The sequence below is a fragment of the Pandoraea sp. XJJ-1 genome, from assembly GCF_026802345.1.
Classification (GTDB): Bacteria; Pseudomonadota; Gammaproteobacteria; order Burkholderiales; family Burkholderiaceae; genus Pandoraea; species Pandoraea cepalis.
The window spans coordinates 197,337-213,332 of record NZ_CP113827.1 but is presented as its reverse complement, the minus strand read 5'-3'; the positions used below and the strand labels follow the sequence as shown (position 1 = coordinate 213,332).

Annotated in this window: 14 protein-coding genes, 1 tRNA gene and 1 pseudogene; 5 read left to right on the top strand and 11 right to left on the bottom strand. The window is 64.6% G+C overall.

Features of this window, described 5'->3' with window-relative positions; genetic code table 11:
• Positions 1 to 535 precede the first annotated feature (535 nt).
• From OYT13_RS00850 to rodA, 5 genes are all read left to right on the top strand, one after another.
• Positions 536 to 1,579 carry a rod shape-determining protein gene (locus OYT13_RS00850; protein ID WP_010805637.1) on the top strand — a complete coding sequence of 348 codons (1,044 nt, stop codon included), beginning with the start codon at positions 536 to 538 and terminating at the stop codon, positions 1,577 to 1,579.
• A 184-nt stretch (positions 1,580 to 1,763) separates the two neighbouring features.
• Positions 1,764 to 2,732, top strand: a complete 969-nt coding sequence (mreC, locus tag OYT13_RS00845; RefSeq protein WP_017231544.1) for a rod shape-determining protein MreC — start codon at positions 1,764 to 1,766, stop codon at positions 2,730 to 2,732.
• Positions 2,733 to 2,741: 9 nt separating this feature from the next.
• Positions 2,742 to 3,254 carry a rod shape-determining protein MreD gene (gene mreD, locus OYT13_RS00840; RefSeq protein WP_017231543.1) on the top strand — a complete coding sequence of 171 codons (513 nt, stop codon included), beginning with the start codon at positions 2,742 to 2,744 and terminating at the stop codon, positions 3,252 to 3,254.
• Positions 3,255 to 3,297: 43 nt separating this feature from the next.
• Positions 3,298 to 5,511: a penicillin-binding protein 2 gene (gene mrdA, locus OYT13_RS00835; protein ID WP_150562068.1), complete on the top strand. Its 2,214-nt coding sequence runs from the start codon at positions 3,298 to 3,300 to the stop codon at positions 5,509 to 5,511.
• On the top strand, positions 5,511 to 6,659 hold the full coding sequence (gene rodA, locus OYT13_RS00830) for a rod shape-determining protein RodA (protein WP_017231975.1): 1,149 nt from the start codon (positions 5,511 to 5,513) through the stop codon (positions 6,657 to 6,659). The genes mrdA and rodA overlap by 1 nt, the downstream gene beginning before the upstream one ends.
• Here the strand turns inward: rodA and OYT13_RS00825 are convergent.
• From OYT13_RS00825 to rsmB, 11 genes and pseudogenes are all read right to left on the bottom strand, one after another.
• Positions 6,656 to 7,369 carry a tetratricopeptide repeat protein gene (locus OYT13_RS00825; protein ID WP_157211336.1) on the bottom strand — a complete coding sequence of 238 codons (714 nt, stop codon included), beginning with the start codon at positions 7,367 to 7,369 and terminating at the stop codon, positions 6,656 to 6,658. The genes rodA and OYT13_RS00825 overlap by 4 nt on opposite strands.
• Before the next feature lie 170 nt (positions 7,370 to 7,539).
• Positions 7,540 to 7,962: a DsrE family protein gene (locus tag OYT13_RS00820; RefSeq protein WP_017231977.1), complete on the bottom strand. Its 423-nt coding sequence runs from the start codon at positions 7,960 to 7,962 to the stop codon at positions 7,540 to 7,542.
• A gap of 38 nt (positions 7,963 to 8,000) precedes the next feature.
• A complete protein-coding gene (locus OYT13_RS00815) occupies positions 8,001 to 8,387 on the bottom strand; it encodes a hypothetical protein (protein WP_268567139.1) in 387 nt (128 codons plus the stop codon).
• Between the two features lie 183 nt (positions 8,388 to 8,570).
• Entirely contained in the window at positions 8,571 to 9,011 is a 441-nt protein-coding gene (gene queD / locus OYT13_RS00810; RefSeq protein ID WP_442796503.1) for a 6-carboxytetrahydropterin synthase QueD, read from the bottom strand.
• 12 nt (positions 9,012 to 9,023) lie between these two features.
• Positions 9,024 to 9,659, bottom strand: coding sequence for a 7-carboxy-7-deazaguanine synthase (gene queE, locus OYT13_RS00805; protein ID WP_017231980.1), 636 nt, complete (start codon positions 9,657 to 9,659; stop codon positions 9,024 to 9,026).
• Positions 9,660 to 9,681: 22 nt separating this feature from the next.
• Positions 9,682 to 10,419 carry a 7-cyano-7-deazaguanine synthase QueC gene (queC, locus tag OYT13_RS00800; protein ID WP_017231981.1) on the bottom strand — a complete coding sequence of 246 codons (738 nt, stop codon included), beginning with the start codon at positions 10,417 to 10,419 and terminating at the stop codon, positions 9,682 to 9,684.
• Positions 10,420 to 10,629: 210 nt separating this feature from the next.
• Positions 10,630 to 10,705, bottom strand: a tRNA-Phe gene (locus tag OYT13_RS00795).
• 105 nt (positions 10,706 to 10,810) lie between these two features.
• The gene (locus OYT13_RS00790; protein WP_261939409.1) at positions 10,811 to 11,551 is read right to left on the bottom strand and encodes a response regulator; all 741 of its coding nucleotides are present in this window, start codon (positions 11,549 to 11,551) and stop codon (positions 10,811 to 10,813) included.
• Positions 11,552 to 13,843, bottom strand: coding sequence for a sensor histidine kinase (locus tag OYT13_RS00785; RefSeq protein ID WP_254440897.1), 2,292 nt, complete (start codon positions 13,841 to 13,843; stop codon positions 11,552 to 11,554).
• A gap of 199 nt (positions 13,844 to 14,042) precedes the next feature.
• Positions 14,043 to 14,636 (bottom strand): annotated as a pseudogene (locus OYT13_RS00780) (DUF4390 domain-containing protein); the annotation flags it as partial.
• Entirely contained in the window at positions 14,633 to 15,946 is a 1,314-nt protein-coding gene (gene rsmB, locus OYT13_RS00775; RefSeq protein ID WP_261939410.1) for a 16S rRNA (cytosine(967)-C(5))-methyltransferase RsmB, read from the bottom strand. The pseudogene OYT13_RS00780 and the gene rsmB, both read right to left, overlap by 4 nt.
• Positions 15,947 to 15,996 lie beyond the last annotated feature (50 nt).

The window sequence follows — 15,996 nt, the reverse complement described above, 5'->3', positions numbered from 1 at the left end:
AAATGCGCATTGGAGAGCAGCCGGGTGCATGCCTGACGCCAATATTAGGGACAGAATGCGGAGAATGTGCGGACGGCGTTGGGTTCGTCCACCGTTTTACTCCGTGCACCGGGCCGCGCAGGAGGGCTGGCGCGCCGTGCCACAAGGCTCCCGGCGGGCGCACCGGGGGCGTCGAATGGGGTGTCAACGTGCTCGTTTTTCCTGCAAAACCTGCGAAATTATAAGGTATCATTGCGCATTAAATTTGCGTCGGAGCGTGTTTTTGCACCCTTCGACGCTGTCGCGCAGGTGGGCCACGGTCAGTCCGGGGGGCGCGACAGACGTTCGCGCAGTCCATTGGAAGACCCTGACGCGACGGATGGATAACGGCAGTCCCGCCTCCTGCCCGGTACCGCATTCCTCGGTTTGTCCGCACGTTTCGCGAGCCGCCGCGTGGCGCCTGGCGATTTTTTTGCGAACAGGCCGGAACCCAGATGACAGGCCGCCGTCCCAGTCACATCCATTGGGACGGCCTCACGCAGACACAGGATTTTGCATGTTCGGTTTTCTTCGAAGCTATTTCTCCAACGACCTGGCCATTGACCTGGGCACCGCCAACACGCTCATCTACATGCGCGGCAAGGGCGTCGTGCTCGACGAACCGTCGGTCGTCGCCATTCGCCAGGAAGGCGGCCCGAGCGGCAAGAAGACGATTCAAGCCGTCGGCAAGGAAGCCAAGCAAATGCTTGGCAAGGTGCCGGGCAACATCGAGGCGATTCGCCCGATGAAGGACGGCGTGATCGCCGACTTCACCGTGACCGAGCAGATGATCAAGCAGTTCATCAAGATGGCTCACGAGTCGCGCCTGTTCTCGCCTTCGCCGCGCATCATCATCTGCGTGCCGTGCGGCTCGACCCAGGTCGAGCGCCGCGCCATCAAGGAAGCCGCGCACGGCGCGGGCGCCTCGCAGGTGTATCTGATCGAAGAGCCGATGGCCGCAGCCATCGGTGCCGGCCTGCCGGTCTCGGAAGCCACGGGCTCGATGGTCGTCGACATCGGTGGCGGCACGACCGAGGTGGGCGTGATCTCGCTGGGCGGTATCGTCTACAAGGGATCGGTACGTGTCGGTGGCGACAAGTTCGACGAAGCCATCGTCAACTACATCCGCCGCAACTACGGCATGCTGATCGGCGAACAGACCGCCGAAGCGATCAAGAAGGAAATCGGCTCGGCCTTCCCGGGTTCCGAAGTCAAGGAAATGGAAGTCAAGGGTCGCAACCTGTCGGAAGGGATTCCGCGCGCTTTCACCATTTCGAGCAACGAAATCCTCGAAGCGCTGACCGATCCGCTCAACCAGATCGTGTCGTCGGTGAAGATCGCCCTCGAACAAACGCCGCCGGAACTGGGTGCCGACATCGCCGAGCGCGGCATGATGCTCACGGGCGGCGGCGCGCTGCTGCGCGATCTCGACCGTCTGCTCGCCGAAGAAACGGGCCTGCCGGTGCTGGTCGCCGAAGACCCGCTTACCTGCGTGGTGCGTGGCTCGGGCATGGCGCTCGAGCGCATGGACAAGCTCGGCAGCATTTTCTCTTACGAGTAAGCTAACGTGCGTGGTTCGTCGTCCGGCGCGGTGGGGCCATCCCTTCCCCCCCTCGCCCGACACGACTGGCCACGTAGCAAGACCACGCGCACGGAGCTTGTCGTCATGCCGCGCCGTCGCACCCGACTGACACCATTCGCGCACCGCGGCGCCTCGCTGCGCGTGCTCCCCTGAAGGGCCCACCATGCAGTACAGTCCGCCGCCACTGTTCAAACAGGGTCCGTCGGCGTTGGCCCGGCTGATCTGTTTCGTCGCGCTTGCCATCGGCCTGCTCGTGGTCGACTCGCACTACAACACGCTGGAACGGGTTCGGGCCGTTGTCGGCACCGCCCTGTATCCGGTGCAACGCATGATGCTGTTGCCGCGCGACGCCATTCTCGGCGTGGCGGGCTTCTTCTCGACCGAATCGCAACTCTCGGGCGAGAACCGGGCGCTTCTCGCGCAAAACCTTGAGCTCTCCGTGCAGGCTCAACGCAATAACCAGTTGACCGCCGAGAACGAACATCTGCGCCAGATGCTCGCCTTGCGCGAGCGCCTGCCCGTGCCGAGCATTCCCGCCGAGATCGAGTACGACACACGCGACCCGTTCACGCAGCGCGTGGTCATCGATCGCGGCACAAAGCATGGCGTGAAGCTCGGCGCCCCGGTGGTCACGGAACAGGGTCTGCTCGGTCAGGTCTCGCGCGTCTTCCTGCTGCAAAGCGAAGTCACGCTGCTCACCGACAAGGAGCAAGCCGTACCCGTGCAAGTCACGCGCAGCGGTGTGCATAGCGTGATCTACGGCGGACTGCGCGGCAACGTGCTGGACCTGCGCTTCATTCCGCTGTCGGCCGACGTCAAGGTCGGCGACGAAATCGCCACGAGCGGCCTGGACGGCATCTACCCCGCCGGCCTGCCCGTGGCTCGCATCACCAAGGTCGACCGCGTGTCCGACACCGCGTTCGCGCGCATTCTGTGTCAGCCGGTGGCCAATCTGCGCAGCCAGCGTCAGGTGCTGGTGCTGCAATACACCACGCCGCTCGCCCTGCATCCGGACGCCGCCGCCGATCTCGCGCGCGCGTCCGATCCGTCGGCAAGCGGCGAAAAGCCCGGCCAGAAGGGCGGCACGCGCGCCGATCCAAAGCGCGCCCCGGCCGCCCGCAAGGGTCATTGAGGAATCGACATGCCACGACCGCAATACATTCTGCTGCCGGTCAATCCGTACTTCATCGCGATCAGTCTCGTGGTGGCGTTTCTGGTCAACCTGATGCCGTGGGGCCACGCCCCCGCCATGCCCGACTTCGTCGCGCTGGTGTTGATGTTCTGGAACATCCACCAGCCGCGCAAGGTGGGCATGGGCGTGGCATTCCTCGTCGGCCTGCTCATGGACGTGCACAACGCCGGCCTGCTGGGCGAGCACGCGCTCGCTTACACGCTGCTGTCCTACGGCGCGATCATGATTCACCGCCGTGTCCTGTTTTTTACGCTGCTTGGCCAGGCGCTGACGGTGCTGCCGTTGCTGCTGCTCGCGCACGTGGTGCCATTCATCATTCGTCTGGCGACCGGTGCGGCGTTTCCGGGCTGGTGGCCGCTCGCGGCGGGGTTTGTCGAAGCCCTGCTCTGGCCGGTGATCAGTATTCTGTTGCTGGCGCCGCAGAAGCGCGCCGTCGACCGCGACGACACGCGTCCGATCTGATGGGCCCCGTCCCCACCCGATCGCGCCACCGAGCCCTGCTTGCATGACCGAGTTCAAGAATCCCCAGCAACAACTGCAGACGTTTCATCTGCGGATCACAGCGGCTGCATTTTTCGTGCTGATCTGCTTTGGCCTGCTCGGCGTACGCTTCGTCTACCTGCAGGTCTTCCGCCATAACCAGTACGCGCTGCAAGCCGACGAAAATCGCGTCTCGCTCGCGCCGATCGTGCCCAACCGGGGCGTGATCATGGATCGCAACGGCGTGGTGCTCGCGCGCAATTATTCCGCTTACACGCTGGAAATCACGCCATCGAAGATCGGCCGTCCGCTGGAAGATCTCATCACCGATCTGTCCGACGTGATCGAGATCACGCCGCGCGACCGCGCCCGCTTCAAGAAGCTCATGGACGACAGCAAGAGCTTCGAGAGCCTGCCGATCCGCACACGCCTGACCGACGAGGAAGTCGCGCGCTTCACCGCGCAGCGCTTCCGCTTTCCCGGCGTGGATGTGCACGCGCGGCTCTTCCGCCAGTACCCGCTGGGCGAGACCGCCGCGCACGTGATCGGCTACATCGGCCGGATCTCGCAGCGCGATCGCCAGCGGATCGAGGCGATGAGCGAAGAGAACGACAGCGACAGCGCCAAATACGACATCCGCCGCGACGTCAACAACTACAAGGGCACCGATTACATCGGCAAGATCGGCGTCGAGCAGAGCTACGAGACGCAGCTCCATGGCATCACCGGTTTCGAGGAAATCGAAGTCACTGCCGGTGGCCGCCCGGTGCGCACGATCTCGCGCACCCCGGCCACGCCCGGCGACAATCTGGTGCTGTCGCTCGACATCAAGCTCCAGCAAGTGGCCGAGCAAGCGTTCGCCGGGCGGCGCGGCGCCGTCGTGGCGATCGAGCCGAAGACGGGCGACGTGCTGGCGTTCGTCTCGGCGCCGAGCTTCGATCCGAACATGTTCGTCGAAGGGATCGACCAGCAAAACTGGGACGCCCTGAACAATTCGCCCGACCGGCCGCTGCTCAACCGTCCCTTGCGCGGCACCTATCCGATCGGCTCGACGTACAAGCCGTTCATGGCGCTCGCCGCCCTCGAACTGGGCAAGCGCACCACGAGCTGGGGCTTCCAGGACACGGGCGCATTCACCCTCGGGAACCACACGTTCCGCAACGACGTTCGCAACGGCCAGGGCTGGATCGACATGTACCGTTCGATCGTGGTGTCGAACGACACGTATTACTACATGCTCGCGCACGATATGGGCGTGAATGCGATTCACGACTTCATGGCGCCGCTCGGCTTCGGTCAGTTGACGGGCATCGACATCGAAGGCGAGGCGCGCGGCATTCTGCCGTCGACCGAATGGAAGCGCAAGGCGTACAAGAAGCCCGCGCAGCAGAAGTGGTACGACGGCGAGACGGTCAGTCTGGGCATCGGGCAAGGCTACAACTCGTTCACGATCCTGCAACTTGCGCACGCGACGGCCACGCTGGCCAACAACGGCGTGGTGATGAAGCCTCACCTCGTGAAGGCCATCGAGGATCCCGTCACGCACGCACGCCAGCTCACCGTGCCGCACGAAAGCGCACGGCTGCCCTACAAGCAGGCGAACATCGATTTCGTCAAACGCGCGATGGTCGGGGTGATCAAGGAAGGCACCGGCCGTCAGGCATTCGCGGGCGCGCCGTACGAGGCCGGTGGCAAGACCGGCACGGCGCAGGTCTACTCGCTCGGCAAGAACGAGAAGTACAACCACAACGCTATCCCCGAATTCAAGCGCGATCATGCCTTGTTCATCGCGTTCGCCCCCGCCGACGATCCGAAGATCGCCGTCGCACTGATCGTCGAGAACGCGGGATGGGGCGCCGCACAAGCCGGTCCGGTCGCGCGTCGTCTGCTCGACTACTACCTCATCGACGAGCCGAAGGAGCGCGCCGCCGAAGCGGCGGCGTTGCAGGCGGCCGCATCGGCTCCGGGGGCGGCATCGGGCGTCTCGGCCGTGTCCGCCACACCCGATGCCGCCCCCGCCAGCGCTGCCGAACTGAGCGGGCGCACGACCGTGGCACGCGTCGCCCCGGTCGCATCCAACGCGACGGCGAGCGTATCGGGTACCGCCGACGGCAAGGCTTCCGCTGCCGGTGCACCCAAGCCCGCCCCGGCGCCGCATCGTCAGCCGGCCGTGAGTCCGACCGTCGCCGACGAAGCTCGCCATCGCGCGGCCATTCGCGCGCAAGGAGGAACGCCATGATGGCGCTCGACAAACATACGTGGAAGCAGCAGGTGAAACGCCTGTTCGTCGGTTTCGACAGGCCCCTGGCGCTGATCGTCTTCCTGCTGTTGTGCGTGGGACTGGTCACGCTCTATAGCGCCAGCATCGATGTGCCCGGGCGCGTCGAAGACCAGGTGCGCAACATCGTGCTGACGTTCATTCTGATGTGGCTGCTGGCGATGCTGCCCACGCAGACACTGATGAAGTTCGCGGTGCCGCTCTATACGGCCGGCGTAGCACTGCTCATTGCGGTCGCGATGTTCGGGCTGACGAAGAAAGGGGCGAAGCGCTGGCTGAACGTGGGGATGGTGATCCAGCCGTCCGAGATCATGAAGATCGCCATGCCGCTGATGCTGGCGTGGTACTTCCAGAAGCGCGAAGGCAATATTCGCTGGTTCGACTATCTGGTCGCCATGGTGTTGCTCGGCTTGCCCGTGGGGCTGATCGCCAAACAGCCTGACCTCGGCACCGGCCTGCTGGTGGCCGCCGCCGGACTTTACGTGATTTATCTGGCCGGACTGTCGTGGAAGCTCATTCTGCCGGTACTCGTCGCTGTCGTGATCGGCATCGGCACCGTTCTGGCCGTGCAGGACAAGATCTGTCAGCCGGGGGTCGAATGGTACTTCCTGCACGACTACCAGAAGCACCGTGTGTGCACGCTGCTGGACCCAACGTCGGATCCGCTCGGCAAGGGCTTCCACACGATCCAGTCGGTCATTGCCATCGGCTCGGGCGGCACAACCGGCAAGGGCTGGCTGAAGGGAACGCAGGCCCACCTCGAGTTCATTCCCGAGAAGCACACCGACTTTATTTTCGCGGTGTTTGCCGAAGAGTTCGGGCTGATCGGCGAAGCCGTGCTGCTGGTGCTGTATCTGCTGCTGGTCGCGCGCGGGCTGGTGATCGCGGCCTCCGGCGCCACCTTGTTCGGGCGCCTGTTGGCAGGGTCCGTCACGATGATCTTCTTCACCTACGCCTTCGTGAACATGGGCATGGTGAGCGGCATTCTGCCGGTGGTCGGCGTTCCGCTTCCGTTCATGAGCTACGGCGGCACCGCGCTGGTCACGCTCGGCCTGGGGATCGGCATTCTGATGAGCGTGGCGCGCGAGAAGCGCCTGATGCAAAGCTAACGGGCCGGCGCAGGGGACAGGGTGGGCGCGGGCCCCCGATTCATCGCATCGAGCTTGCCTTGGGCGGCCACGTCGCCCTGGGCGGCGGCCTTTTCGTACCATAGACGCGCACGTCCGAGATCCGGCGTCACGACGCCATAGCCCCGCTCGTAGTAGCTCGCCACGATGTACTGCGACGGCAGATCGCCACCGCGCGCGGCTTTCTCGTACCAACCAAACGCTGTCTTGTAATCCTTGGGCACGCCGCGCCCGATGAAATACTCGTTGGCGATGGCCGCCTGCGCCTGCACATGGCCCTGCTTCGCCGCCTTTTCGTACCAGAGATTGGCCTGGGGAATCGATTTTCCGACGACATAGCCGTCGTCGAACATCTTGCCGTAGACGTACTGCGCCTGGGTCATACCTGCGTTCGCCGCGCGCTCGAGCCACTGCACGGCGCCGCTCGGATCGGGCGTGCCGCCCTCGCCGTTGAGCAGCATCATGGCGTAGTCGAACTGGGCGAGGCGATTGCCCTGCTCGGCCGCCCGGCGAAACTCACCGAGTGCCTGCGACTGCTGGCCCGCCTCATAGTGCTGCACGGCCTGATCGGTCAGCCCCTGGGCCGGGGCTTGCGCGGCGGCTACCGCATAGGGAATCGGCTGGCAGGCCGCCCCCACCAACGTGGCGGCGAGACCGGTGAGCAGCCGGCGCATGGCGTAAGACGTCGACATCGCGAATCTCCCGAGACAGGCTTTGGACGTATTGTGCGCCAAATGGACAAGATGCGCCGGGGCGAATGCCGGCGCCGGTTTCGCCGCCGTGTTGACGATCGAGATCGCGTCGGCCAAGGTGAAAGCCCCGGCGTAGGGCCAGGGCTTGGATGGGCGGCAAGACGTCCGACTTACGGCTTGATGTACGCGTAACCCTTTTGCTGCAAGCGCGTGAGTTCGACGACACCGGACGGCGTGAAGTCCGCGTCGAGCACAAACTGGTCCTTCTTCAGGTTGCGCTGCTTCATCGTGATTTCACACACCTCGAACTTGACGCCACGCGCATGCAACGCCGCGATCAGCGGCCCGACGGTCGCGGCGTCCTTGTAACTTTCCATCAGGAAGTCGACCCCCTTCGCGTGCGCGACGACCACGATGTCGGTATCCGGCACCGTGTCGAGCTGGTTGCGAACGTTGCGCAAAGCGGCCAGCGCCTGTTGCTCGGCGTCGTTGATGTGATACACGACCTTGTCGCGCGCGAACGCCGGTGTGGCAGGCACGGCGAATGCCGCGAACAGGAATGCGGCCAGCAAGCCGCGCAGCAGCGTCTTCATTTGCGGAGTCTCCTATTGGTTACGTGGTGTCAGCCGCATCATAGCGCGTTGGCCCGCCCCAGGGCATCGCTCCGGCCCGGCGCGCCGGGCGTCACATCCCGCACCGAATACGGCGGCGGCCCCTCCCACCCCGCGTCGGTCTGCGTCGCGGCATCGGAACAGACCACTCGCTCCTCTCGCGCCGGAACGGGCAACCGCGCAGGGCCTGCGGGTCCCGAACTCACAAAATCTGCGCGGAATTCGCCGTGATCGAGCGGCGATGCGCTTGGCCGCCGCCGTGGGAGCACGGCAGCCACCGGTCGATTCACCACCTGATCCAGGGAATGCAGATTGCCGTGCGAATCTCGCCGCCGCATGGCGACAAGCTGTACCAAGGACTGCACGTTCTGCGCAATCACGTCGCTGCCCGCTGAAATTCTAGTCATGCCAACTCCTGAAATGAAAAAACCCGCCAGACTCAAGATCTGGCGGGTTGGCACTTTCGGTCAGGTGGCCACTGGCCGCCGTCGAATTCGCCGGCGGGAGTGTCGAATTCGTGGCGGCGTGGGCGTCACCCCAGCGACGGGAGGACGCAGCATCAACGAAGATCTCGCAAGCGTCGAAGCGTATTACGCCGCGACTTCCGACCAGCAGTTCGGCGTCTCGTACAAACGCAGGCGCACCAGGCGCAAGTCGCGGCCGTAATGCGCGTCAAAGACGTGGCTCAGCGTGTCGAAGGCAGCCGCCGCCAGATTCTCGACGGTCGGCACCCGGTCGAAGACCACCGTCTTGTGGTCGGGCATCGTCTCGAGAAAATTGCGCACGGCCGTGTCGCCCTCATAAACGAGGAACGCGTGGTCCCACACCGACACGAGATGCTCATTGGCCAGGGCCTTCACGTCGGCGAAGTCCATCACCATGCCATTGTCGGAGGCCCCGCTCTCGCGGCTCACTTCGCCCGCGAGCGTGATCTCGAGCACATAGCGATGCCCGTGCAGGTTGCGGCACTGGCTTCGGTGGTCGGGAATGCGGTGGCCCGCATCGAATTCGAGTTTCCGGGTAATCGTAATCACGGCAACGGCTCAGGGAATATTCAGGTATTTGTGCGTCTGCATCGACAACGACCAGCGCGGATGCGCTTTGCAATAGTCGATCGCCAACTTCGTATTCGTGTCGCGCAGCGGTCCGTCCATCGGCTGGAGGTAGAAGTACTGGAAATCGAGCGCTTCGTACTCAGCCAGACGTTGGCGATCTTGCGGCACCACAACTTTCAGCTCATCGCCGCGCGTGACGATCAGCTCGGCATCGGCCTTCGGGCTCACGCACACCCAGTCGATCCCCTCGGGGATCGCTTGCGTGCCGTTGGTCTCCACCGCGATGCGAAAGCCCTCGGCGTGCAGCGCGTCGATGAGCGGCGCGTCGAGCTGCAGCAGCGGCTCACCGCCCGTGCAAACGACGAACCGGTGGGCGCGCTCGCCCGCCGGCCACAACGCCACGATTTGCGCGACGAGATCGGCCGGCGTACGGTACTTGCCGCCATTCTCGCCGTCGGTGCCGATGAAGTCGGTGTCGCAGAACTGGCAGACGGCGTCCGCGCGGTCCTCTTCGCGGCCGGTCCACAGGTTGCATCCCGCAAACCGGCAGAACACCGCCGGACGTCCGGCGTTGGCGCCCTCGCCCTGCAAGGTGTAGAAGATTTCCTTTACCGCGTACGTCATGTTGCCCTCGATTCTCCCAGGATCAGACCGCGCTGCGATCGTGATCGTGACCGCGCGCGCGCCACTGCTCGAAACCGCGCTGGCGCAACTGGCAGGCCGGACATTCGCCGCATCCGTAACCCCACGCATGCAGCACGCTGCGCTCGCCCAGATAGCATGTGTGCGTGTCTTCGCGCACGGTCTCGACCAGCGCGTCGCCGCCCAGATCCTGCGCCATCTGCCACGTGTCCGCCTTGTCGATCCACATCAGCGGCGTCTCGACGATAAAACGTTGGTCCATGCCCAGATTGAGCGCGACCTGCAGCGCCTTCATGGTGTCGTCGCGGCAATCGGGGTAGCCCGAAAAATCCGTCTCGCACATGCCGCCGACCAGCACGCGCAAACCGCGTCGATACGCAATGGTCGCACCAATCGTCAGGAACAGCAGATTCCGGCCCGGCACGAAGGTGTTCGGCAGATGGTTTGCCGCCATTGCGATCGTGGTCTCGCGCGTCAGCGACGTCTCGCTGATCTGGCCCAGGATCGACAGGTCGATCATGTGATCGTCGCCGAGGCGCGGCGCCCACTGCGCAAACCGCGCGCGCAGCTTGGCCAGCACGTCGGTGCGGCATTCCAGTTCCACCCGGTGGCGCTGGCCGTAATCGAAGCCCAGCGTTTCGACGCGCGCATAGCGCGACAGTGCCCACGCGAGGCAGGTGGTCGAATCCTGTCCACCGGAGAACAGGACCAGAGCGGAATCAGTGCTTGTCGTCATGATCATGCGCTAGCAGTATCGCCCTCGCCGTCAGGGCGACGGGGGCCGGGGCACGCGCTTGCGGCCGCCCCTCGGGCAGCCCGCGTGCGGGATAGGTCACGCGATTGTGAACCGCGACGCCCGGCATGGCTATCGTCAGGGCGTGATACCCATCATCGGGCAGCGTTTTCGTTCAAACGCAAAAAGGGCTTGCGATGTACGCAAGCCCTTCGAATTTGGTGGCCTGGGTCGGAATCGAACCAACGACACGCGGATTTTCAATCCGCTGCTCTACCAACTGAGCTACCGGGCCAAGAGAAAGCGATTATAGAGACTGCCGACGCTTCGCGCAAGCCCCTCGTTGAAAAAATCCGCTGGAAAGCGGCGTCGCAGCGCGCTCGGGCGCGCCGCACCTCCGTCATGTCTTGCTCTTCGAGAGCTCCACGCCCAGTTGCTTGAGCTTGCGATACAGGTGCGTGCGCTCCAGGCCCGTTTTCTCGGCCACGCGCGTCATGCTGCCGTGCTCCTTGGCCAGATGGTAGGCGAAGTAGGCACGCTCGAACGCATCGCGCGCCTCGCGCAGCGGAACGTCGAACGAGATGTCGCCCGACATGCCCACCACCGCCCCCGCGACGCCGCCATCGAGATCGTGCGCGCCGAGCGGCGCGTGATGCACCGCCGAGCCGTTCAGGCCCCCGCCCACGTGGCGCGGTTCGCTCTCGCCGAAGACGCCCGCGTCAGGCGCATCGTCATCGGCGGCGAATGCGCTGGGCGCGCCGCCAGACAGTTCGCGTTTGCCGCGCGCGAGCCCCTGCTCCACCGCCTGCAACAGCTTCTGCAGGGCAATGGGCTTTTCGAGGAAATTGAGGGCACCGATCTTGGTCGCCTCGACGGCGGTATCGATCGTGGCGTGGCCCGACATCATGATCACGGGCATCGTCAACAACTGCTGCGCCGCCCATTCCTTGAGCAAGGTTACGCCGTCGGTATCGGGCATCCAGATATCGAGCAGCACGAGATCGGGCGTGTGCGCGGCGCGAAAGGCCCGCGCTTCCTGCGCGTTCTCCGCGACCTCCACGACATGCCCCTCGTCGCTCAGAATCTCGGAGAGCAGCTCCCGGATCCCCATTTCGTCATCCACCACCAAAATGGTTGCCATTTACGCTACCTTCGTGTGTTCTGCCGGCTTGTTGCGCGACAGTTCCTGGTCGTCAGCCAATTGAGTAAACAAGATCGAAATCTGTGCGCCTGCACTGCCTTCGCCCTCGGGTAATGGCCGGTTGCGAATGTCGATGCGCGCCTGATGCTCGTCGATGATCTTCTTGACCATCGCGAGTCCGAGCCCGGTGCCCTTCGACTTCGTGGTCACGTAGGGCTCGAATGCGCGGGTCAGAATGCGCGCCGGGAAGCCCGGCCCGTTGTCCGTGATCGTCAAGCGCACTGCCGTGCGTTTCGGTTCGCCGGGCTGCATGTCCGTTCCTGCGTATTCTACTGTCTTCGTTTCCACCGTGATAAGAGGCTTTTCGGTTGCGCTGACGGCATCTTGAGCATTCTGCAGCAGATTATGAATAACCTGACGCAATTGCGTCGAGTCGCCGCGTATCTCCGGCAGGTCCGCATCCAGATTCGGACGAATCGCGCCGCGCCCTTCATCCACCCCGTATAACGTCAGCACCTCGCCGATCAACTCGTTGAGTTGCAGCGAATGCATGATCGCTGGCGGCAGTCGCGCGTAGTCGCGGAAATCGTCGACCATGCGCTTCATGGCCGCCACCTGGTTGACGATGGTCGTCGCGCCCCGGCGCAGCACCTCGGCATCGGCCGGCGGCAGCTTGTCGGACAATTTCATTTGCAGCCGCTCGGCGGAGAGCTGGATCGGTGTGAGCGGATTCTTGATCTCGTGTGCCAGACGCCGCGCCACCTCGGCCCACGCGACCGAACGCTGTGCCGAAATCACATCGCTGATATCGTCGAACACCACGACGTAGCCGCCGCCCGCACGTGTCGGCACGCCCGCCACCGCGACCATCGGCTCCGGCAAATGCGAACCGCGCACGAGCAGCGTCACGGCATCGGTCTCGCCCGGCAGCGTCAGACCGATCTGCTGCTGCCAGTGCCCGCCCGGGCCGAGATCGGCGTTCGCATCGCGATCGGCGAACGCGCGACGCAGCGTCTCACCAAACTCCACCAACGCCGGAATATGCGCGGGCGAGCGGTTCAGCTCACCCTGCAAGCTCTGCTTGAAGATGCGTTCGGCGCCGGCATTGGCCGTCGTCAGGCGGAAGTCGCGGTCGAATACGAACACGCCGGCCGTGAGGCTCGACAGAATACTCTCCAAGTGCGCCTTCGAACTTTCAAGCGCCAGCCGATTGCGCTCGACCGTGGCGCGCGCGTCGGACAACTGACGCGTCATGGCATTGAACGCCTGCGTCAGGAAGCCCAGTTCGTCGTTGGTGCGCATTTCCCCTTTCGGCGACAAATCGCCTGCCGCGACTTCCTGCGTGCCGCGTGCCAGCAAGAAAAGCGGCCGCGCGAGCTGGTTGCCGAGTGCCAGCGCGAGCATCATCGCCACGAACGTGGCGAGGAACAGCGACAGCGTCAGCGTGCCGATATACATCTTTCGCAGGCCCGTGCGGCCCAGCGCCTTTTCCTGATATTCGCGATAGGCGCTCTGCACCGCCTCGGCGTTCTGCGCAAGATTGGCCGGCACCAGTTGCGTGACTTGCAGGAAACGCTCTTCGTCTTGCAATGACGACGTGTACCCGGAAGGAATGCGGATCACCACGCGCCAGCGCAATTGATCTCGTGCCTGATGCTTGTCGTAGCCCTCGCTGCCGCCTTCGATGGCCGTATAGCCGCGCGACTGCGTGCGCGCCTGACGCAGCATGAGCGGCGTCGGCAGATCCGGCACCAGCGCATTGAAGCTGCCAGACGCCGACGCGAGCACACGCCCATTGCCGTCGACGATGGTCGCGTCTTGCAGGCCGAACTGGTCACGCATGCGCAGCAGCGCGAGCGTCCCCCCCTTGTCGCCGCTCGACGCAAGGTTGTCGGCCACGAGTTGCGCCTTGGCGCTGAGGTCCGACAGACCGTTGTTGAGGATGGCGCGTCCGAGTTCGAGTCCGGAGTCGAGCGCCGTCTCGACGCGCACGTCGAACCACGACTCGATGCTGCGCGAGACGAACTGCAGCGACACCAGATAGATGATGCCGCCCGGCAGCACCCCCACCAGCGCGAAGAAGATGGCCAGCTTGGCGAGAAGTCGCGTGCCGAAGCGTCGCTCGCGCAGCCGCGCAAGAATGATCCAGACGAGCGCACCGACGATGAAGACGAAGATGATCGCCACCGCGATGTTCGCGGTGTAGAGCAGCGAATAGTAGCGATCGAAGAATTCGGTATTGGCCGATGCCAGCGCAAGCAGGCCGAACAGCCCGATGGCCACGAGCGCCATCGTGACGATCAGCGTGCGAATGACGATGCGCTTGAGCAGGCCGCCGCCGTTACTTGACACGGGCGACTCCGGGCGGCAGCGCCGCGCTGAAGGCAAGTGGCAAATGGCCCCTTAGACGGAACGCATGATTCACGGGGTCGAGCGGCGTGCTCGTCGCTACGACCGGGAGCGCCGGAGCGCTGGCCGCCGCCGACGGTGGCGCGGGCGAGAACATGAAGCGCGCCCAGTCGGAGCTGAGATTCCAGTCGCGATTGTTGACCGCGTCGATCTGGAACGGCTTGGGCATCAGCGCATTGTCGAGCCGCATGCGTACCGAGGCCTGATATTGCGTGCCCGGTTTGACGACGCCCTTCTCGATGACGCGCCAACCGCTCACATTGCGCACGAGCGCGAGCGCCTCGCGCAACGAGCCGAAGCCAAGCTGCAATCCGCTGTTGCTGCTGTTCCCACTATTGCTGGAGACGCGATACTGACGCGTGAGCGGCTGGAACCACAACCGCACGCTCTGCGACGTGGTCACGACCTTCTCGTCGAACCAGTACCAGCGAGAGCGAGTGAGTTCGAAGTCGGTTGTGAAATAGAGCGAGATGCCGCGATTGACCGCGTCCTCCAGGCTGCTGTTGAGCTCAAAGGCAAAGCGCGCGTCGAGCAACCAGCCGCCCTCGGACGGCTCGAGCCGCGCTTCGCGCACCTGGATGTCATTTTCGGCGCGCGCGGGCGCAGCGAAGCCGAGCGCAAAAACGCACAGCAGCAGCGGCAGCAAACTGGCCAGTAGCCGTTGGGAAAAGGTCACCGTTTCTGGAAGCGAGCGTAATAGAAGCCGTCGTGGGCGCCGCCAGGGGTCATCAGCAATTGCCCGGGAGCGTCCAATCGTACCGCATCTGTGCGAATACGTTCAAACCATTGCGCTTGCTGCTCGTTTTCCGCCGGGAAGATCGAGCACGTCGCATAGATCAACTCGCCGCCCACGGCCAACGTGTCCCAGAGCGCCAGCAAAATGCGCCGCTGCTCTTCGACCAGGGCCGCAATGTCGGCCCGGCGACGCAGCCAGCGAATATCCGGATGACGCCGCACGATGCCGGACGCCGAACACGGCACGTCCGCCAGAATGCGATCGAACGGCACGCCGTCCCAGCCGCCGCCGGACCACTTCGACGGCGTGCCGGCGTCGCCGATGCGCACGTCCGCACTGAGTCCCAGACGCTCGAGGTTTTCGTAGATGCGCGGCACGCGCAGGCGATCCGACTCGAGCGCCGTGACCTGCACGTCGGCCAATTCCAGCAAATGGCCGGTCTTGCCGCCCGGGGCAGCGCATGCGTCCAGCACCCTCATGCCGGTACGCGGTGACTCGCCCAGCACGAGCGGAGCGGCCAGTTGTGCCCCGGCGTCCTGCACCGACACCCATCCGTCGGCAAAACCCGGCAGACGGTCGACCGGCACGGCTTGCGCGAGCCGCAACGCGACCGGGCCGATGATCTCGGCATCCATGCCCGCCGCCGCCAGACTTGCCTGCATGGCGGCCACACTGACGCGACGTGTGTTCACGCGCAGCGTCATCGGCCCGCGGCTGTCGCCGGCGGCAAGCAACGTCTCCCATCGATCGGGATAGCCTGCGCGCACGGTGTCGATCCACCACGCGGGGTAGTTCCAGCGGGCTTCGGGCTGCTTCGCGATCTCGGCCATCAGGCGCTCGCGCTCGCGCAGGAAGCGACGCAGTACCGCGTTGGCCAACCCCTTCGCGGCGACGGTGCGACGCTGCACGGCAATCGCCTCCACGGCCTGGTCGACGACCGTAAATTCGGTGTACGCAGCATCCTCGGCGGCGTCTTGCAGCAACGCCAATGCGCACAGCAGGATGTCGCGCACGCGCGCTTGCAGTGCGGGCTTGACGAGCAAGGCGAGCAACGCGCGGCTGCTGCCCAGCCGGCGCACGGCGCGGTAAGCGAGATCCTGTGCGGCGGCCCGCACGGTCGGTGCGCATTGCGTGGTGGCCTGTGCCAGCGCTTGCGGCAATGCGGTGCCCTTCTGGACGGATTCGAGGGCCTGCGCGGCGCGCTGCAGCGCATAGGCCAGGGATTCGGTGGGCAGACTCGATTGCGGCATGGGCTTTCTACAAACGGACATGCCCGCGCGACGGCGGGCATGGGAGATAT

Excerpts from the sequence above, each read along its gene's own strand:
- OYT13_RS00850 (WP_010805637.1), top strand. The coding sequence starts at position 536 with ATGTTCGGTTTTCTTCGAAGCTATTTCTCCAACGACCTGGCCATTGAC.
- mreC (WP_017231544.1), top strand. The coding sequence starts at position 1,764 with ATGCAGTACAGTCCGCCGCCACTGTTCAAACAGGGTCCGTCGGCGTTG.
- mreD (WP_017231543.1), top strand. The coding sequence starts at position 2,742 with ATGCCACGACCGCAATACATTCTGCTGCCGGTCAATCCGTACTTCATC.
- mrdA (WP_150562068.1), top strand. The coding sequence starts at position 3,298 with ATGACCGAGTTCAAGAATCCCCAGCAACAACTGCAGACGTTTCATCTG.
- rodA (WP_017231975.1), top strand. The coding sequence starts at position 5,511 with ATGGCGCTCGACAAACATACGTGGAAGCAGCAGGTGAAACGCCTGTTC.
- OYT13_RS00825 (WP_157211336.1), bottom strand. The coding sequence starts at position 7,369 with ATGTCGACGTCTTACGCCATGCGCCGGCTGCTCACCGGTCTCGCCGCC.
- OYT13_RS00820 (WP_017231977.1), bottom strand. The coding sequence starts at position 7,962 with ATGAAGACGCTGCTGCGCGGCTTGCTGGCCGCATTCCTGTTCGCGGCA.
- OYT13_RS00815 (WP_268567139.1), bottom strand. The coding sequence starts at position 8,387 with ATGACTAGAATTTCAGCGGGCAGCGACGTGATTGCGCAGAACGTGCAG.
- queE (WP_017231980.1), bottom strand. The coding sequence starts at position 9,659 with ATGACGTACGCGGTAAAGGAAATCTTCTACACCTTGCAGGGCGAGGGC.
- queC (WP_017231981.1), bottom strand. The coding sequence starts at position 10,419 with ATGATCATGACGACAAGCACTGATTCCGCTCTGGTCCTGTTCTCCGGT.
- OYT13_RS00790 (WP_261939409.1), bottom strand. The coding sequence starts at position 11,551 with ATGGCAACCATTTTGGTGGTGGATGACGAAATGGGGATCCGGGAGCTG.
- OYT13_RS00785 (WP_254440897.1), bottom strand. The coding sequence starts at position 13,843 with ATGGCGCTCGTGGCCATCGGGCTGTTCGGCCTGCTTGCGCTGGCATCG.
- rsmB (WP_261939410.1), bottom strand. The coding sequence starts at position 15,946 with ATGCCGCAATCGAGTCTGCCCACCGAATCCCTGGCCTATGCGCTGCAG.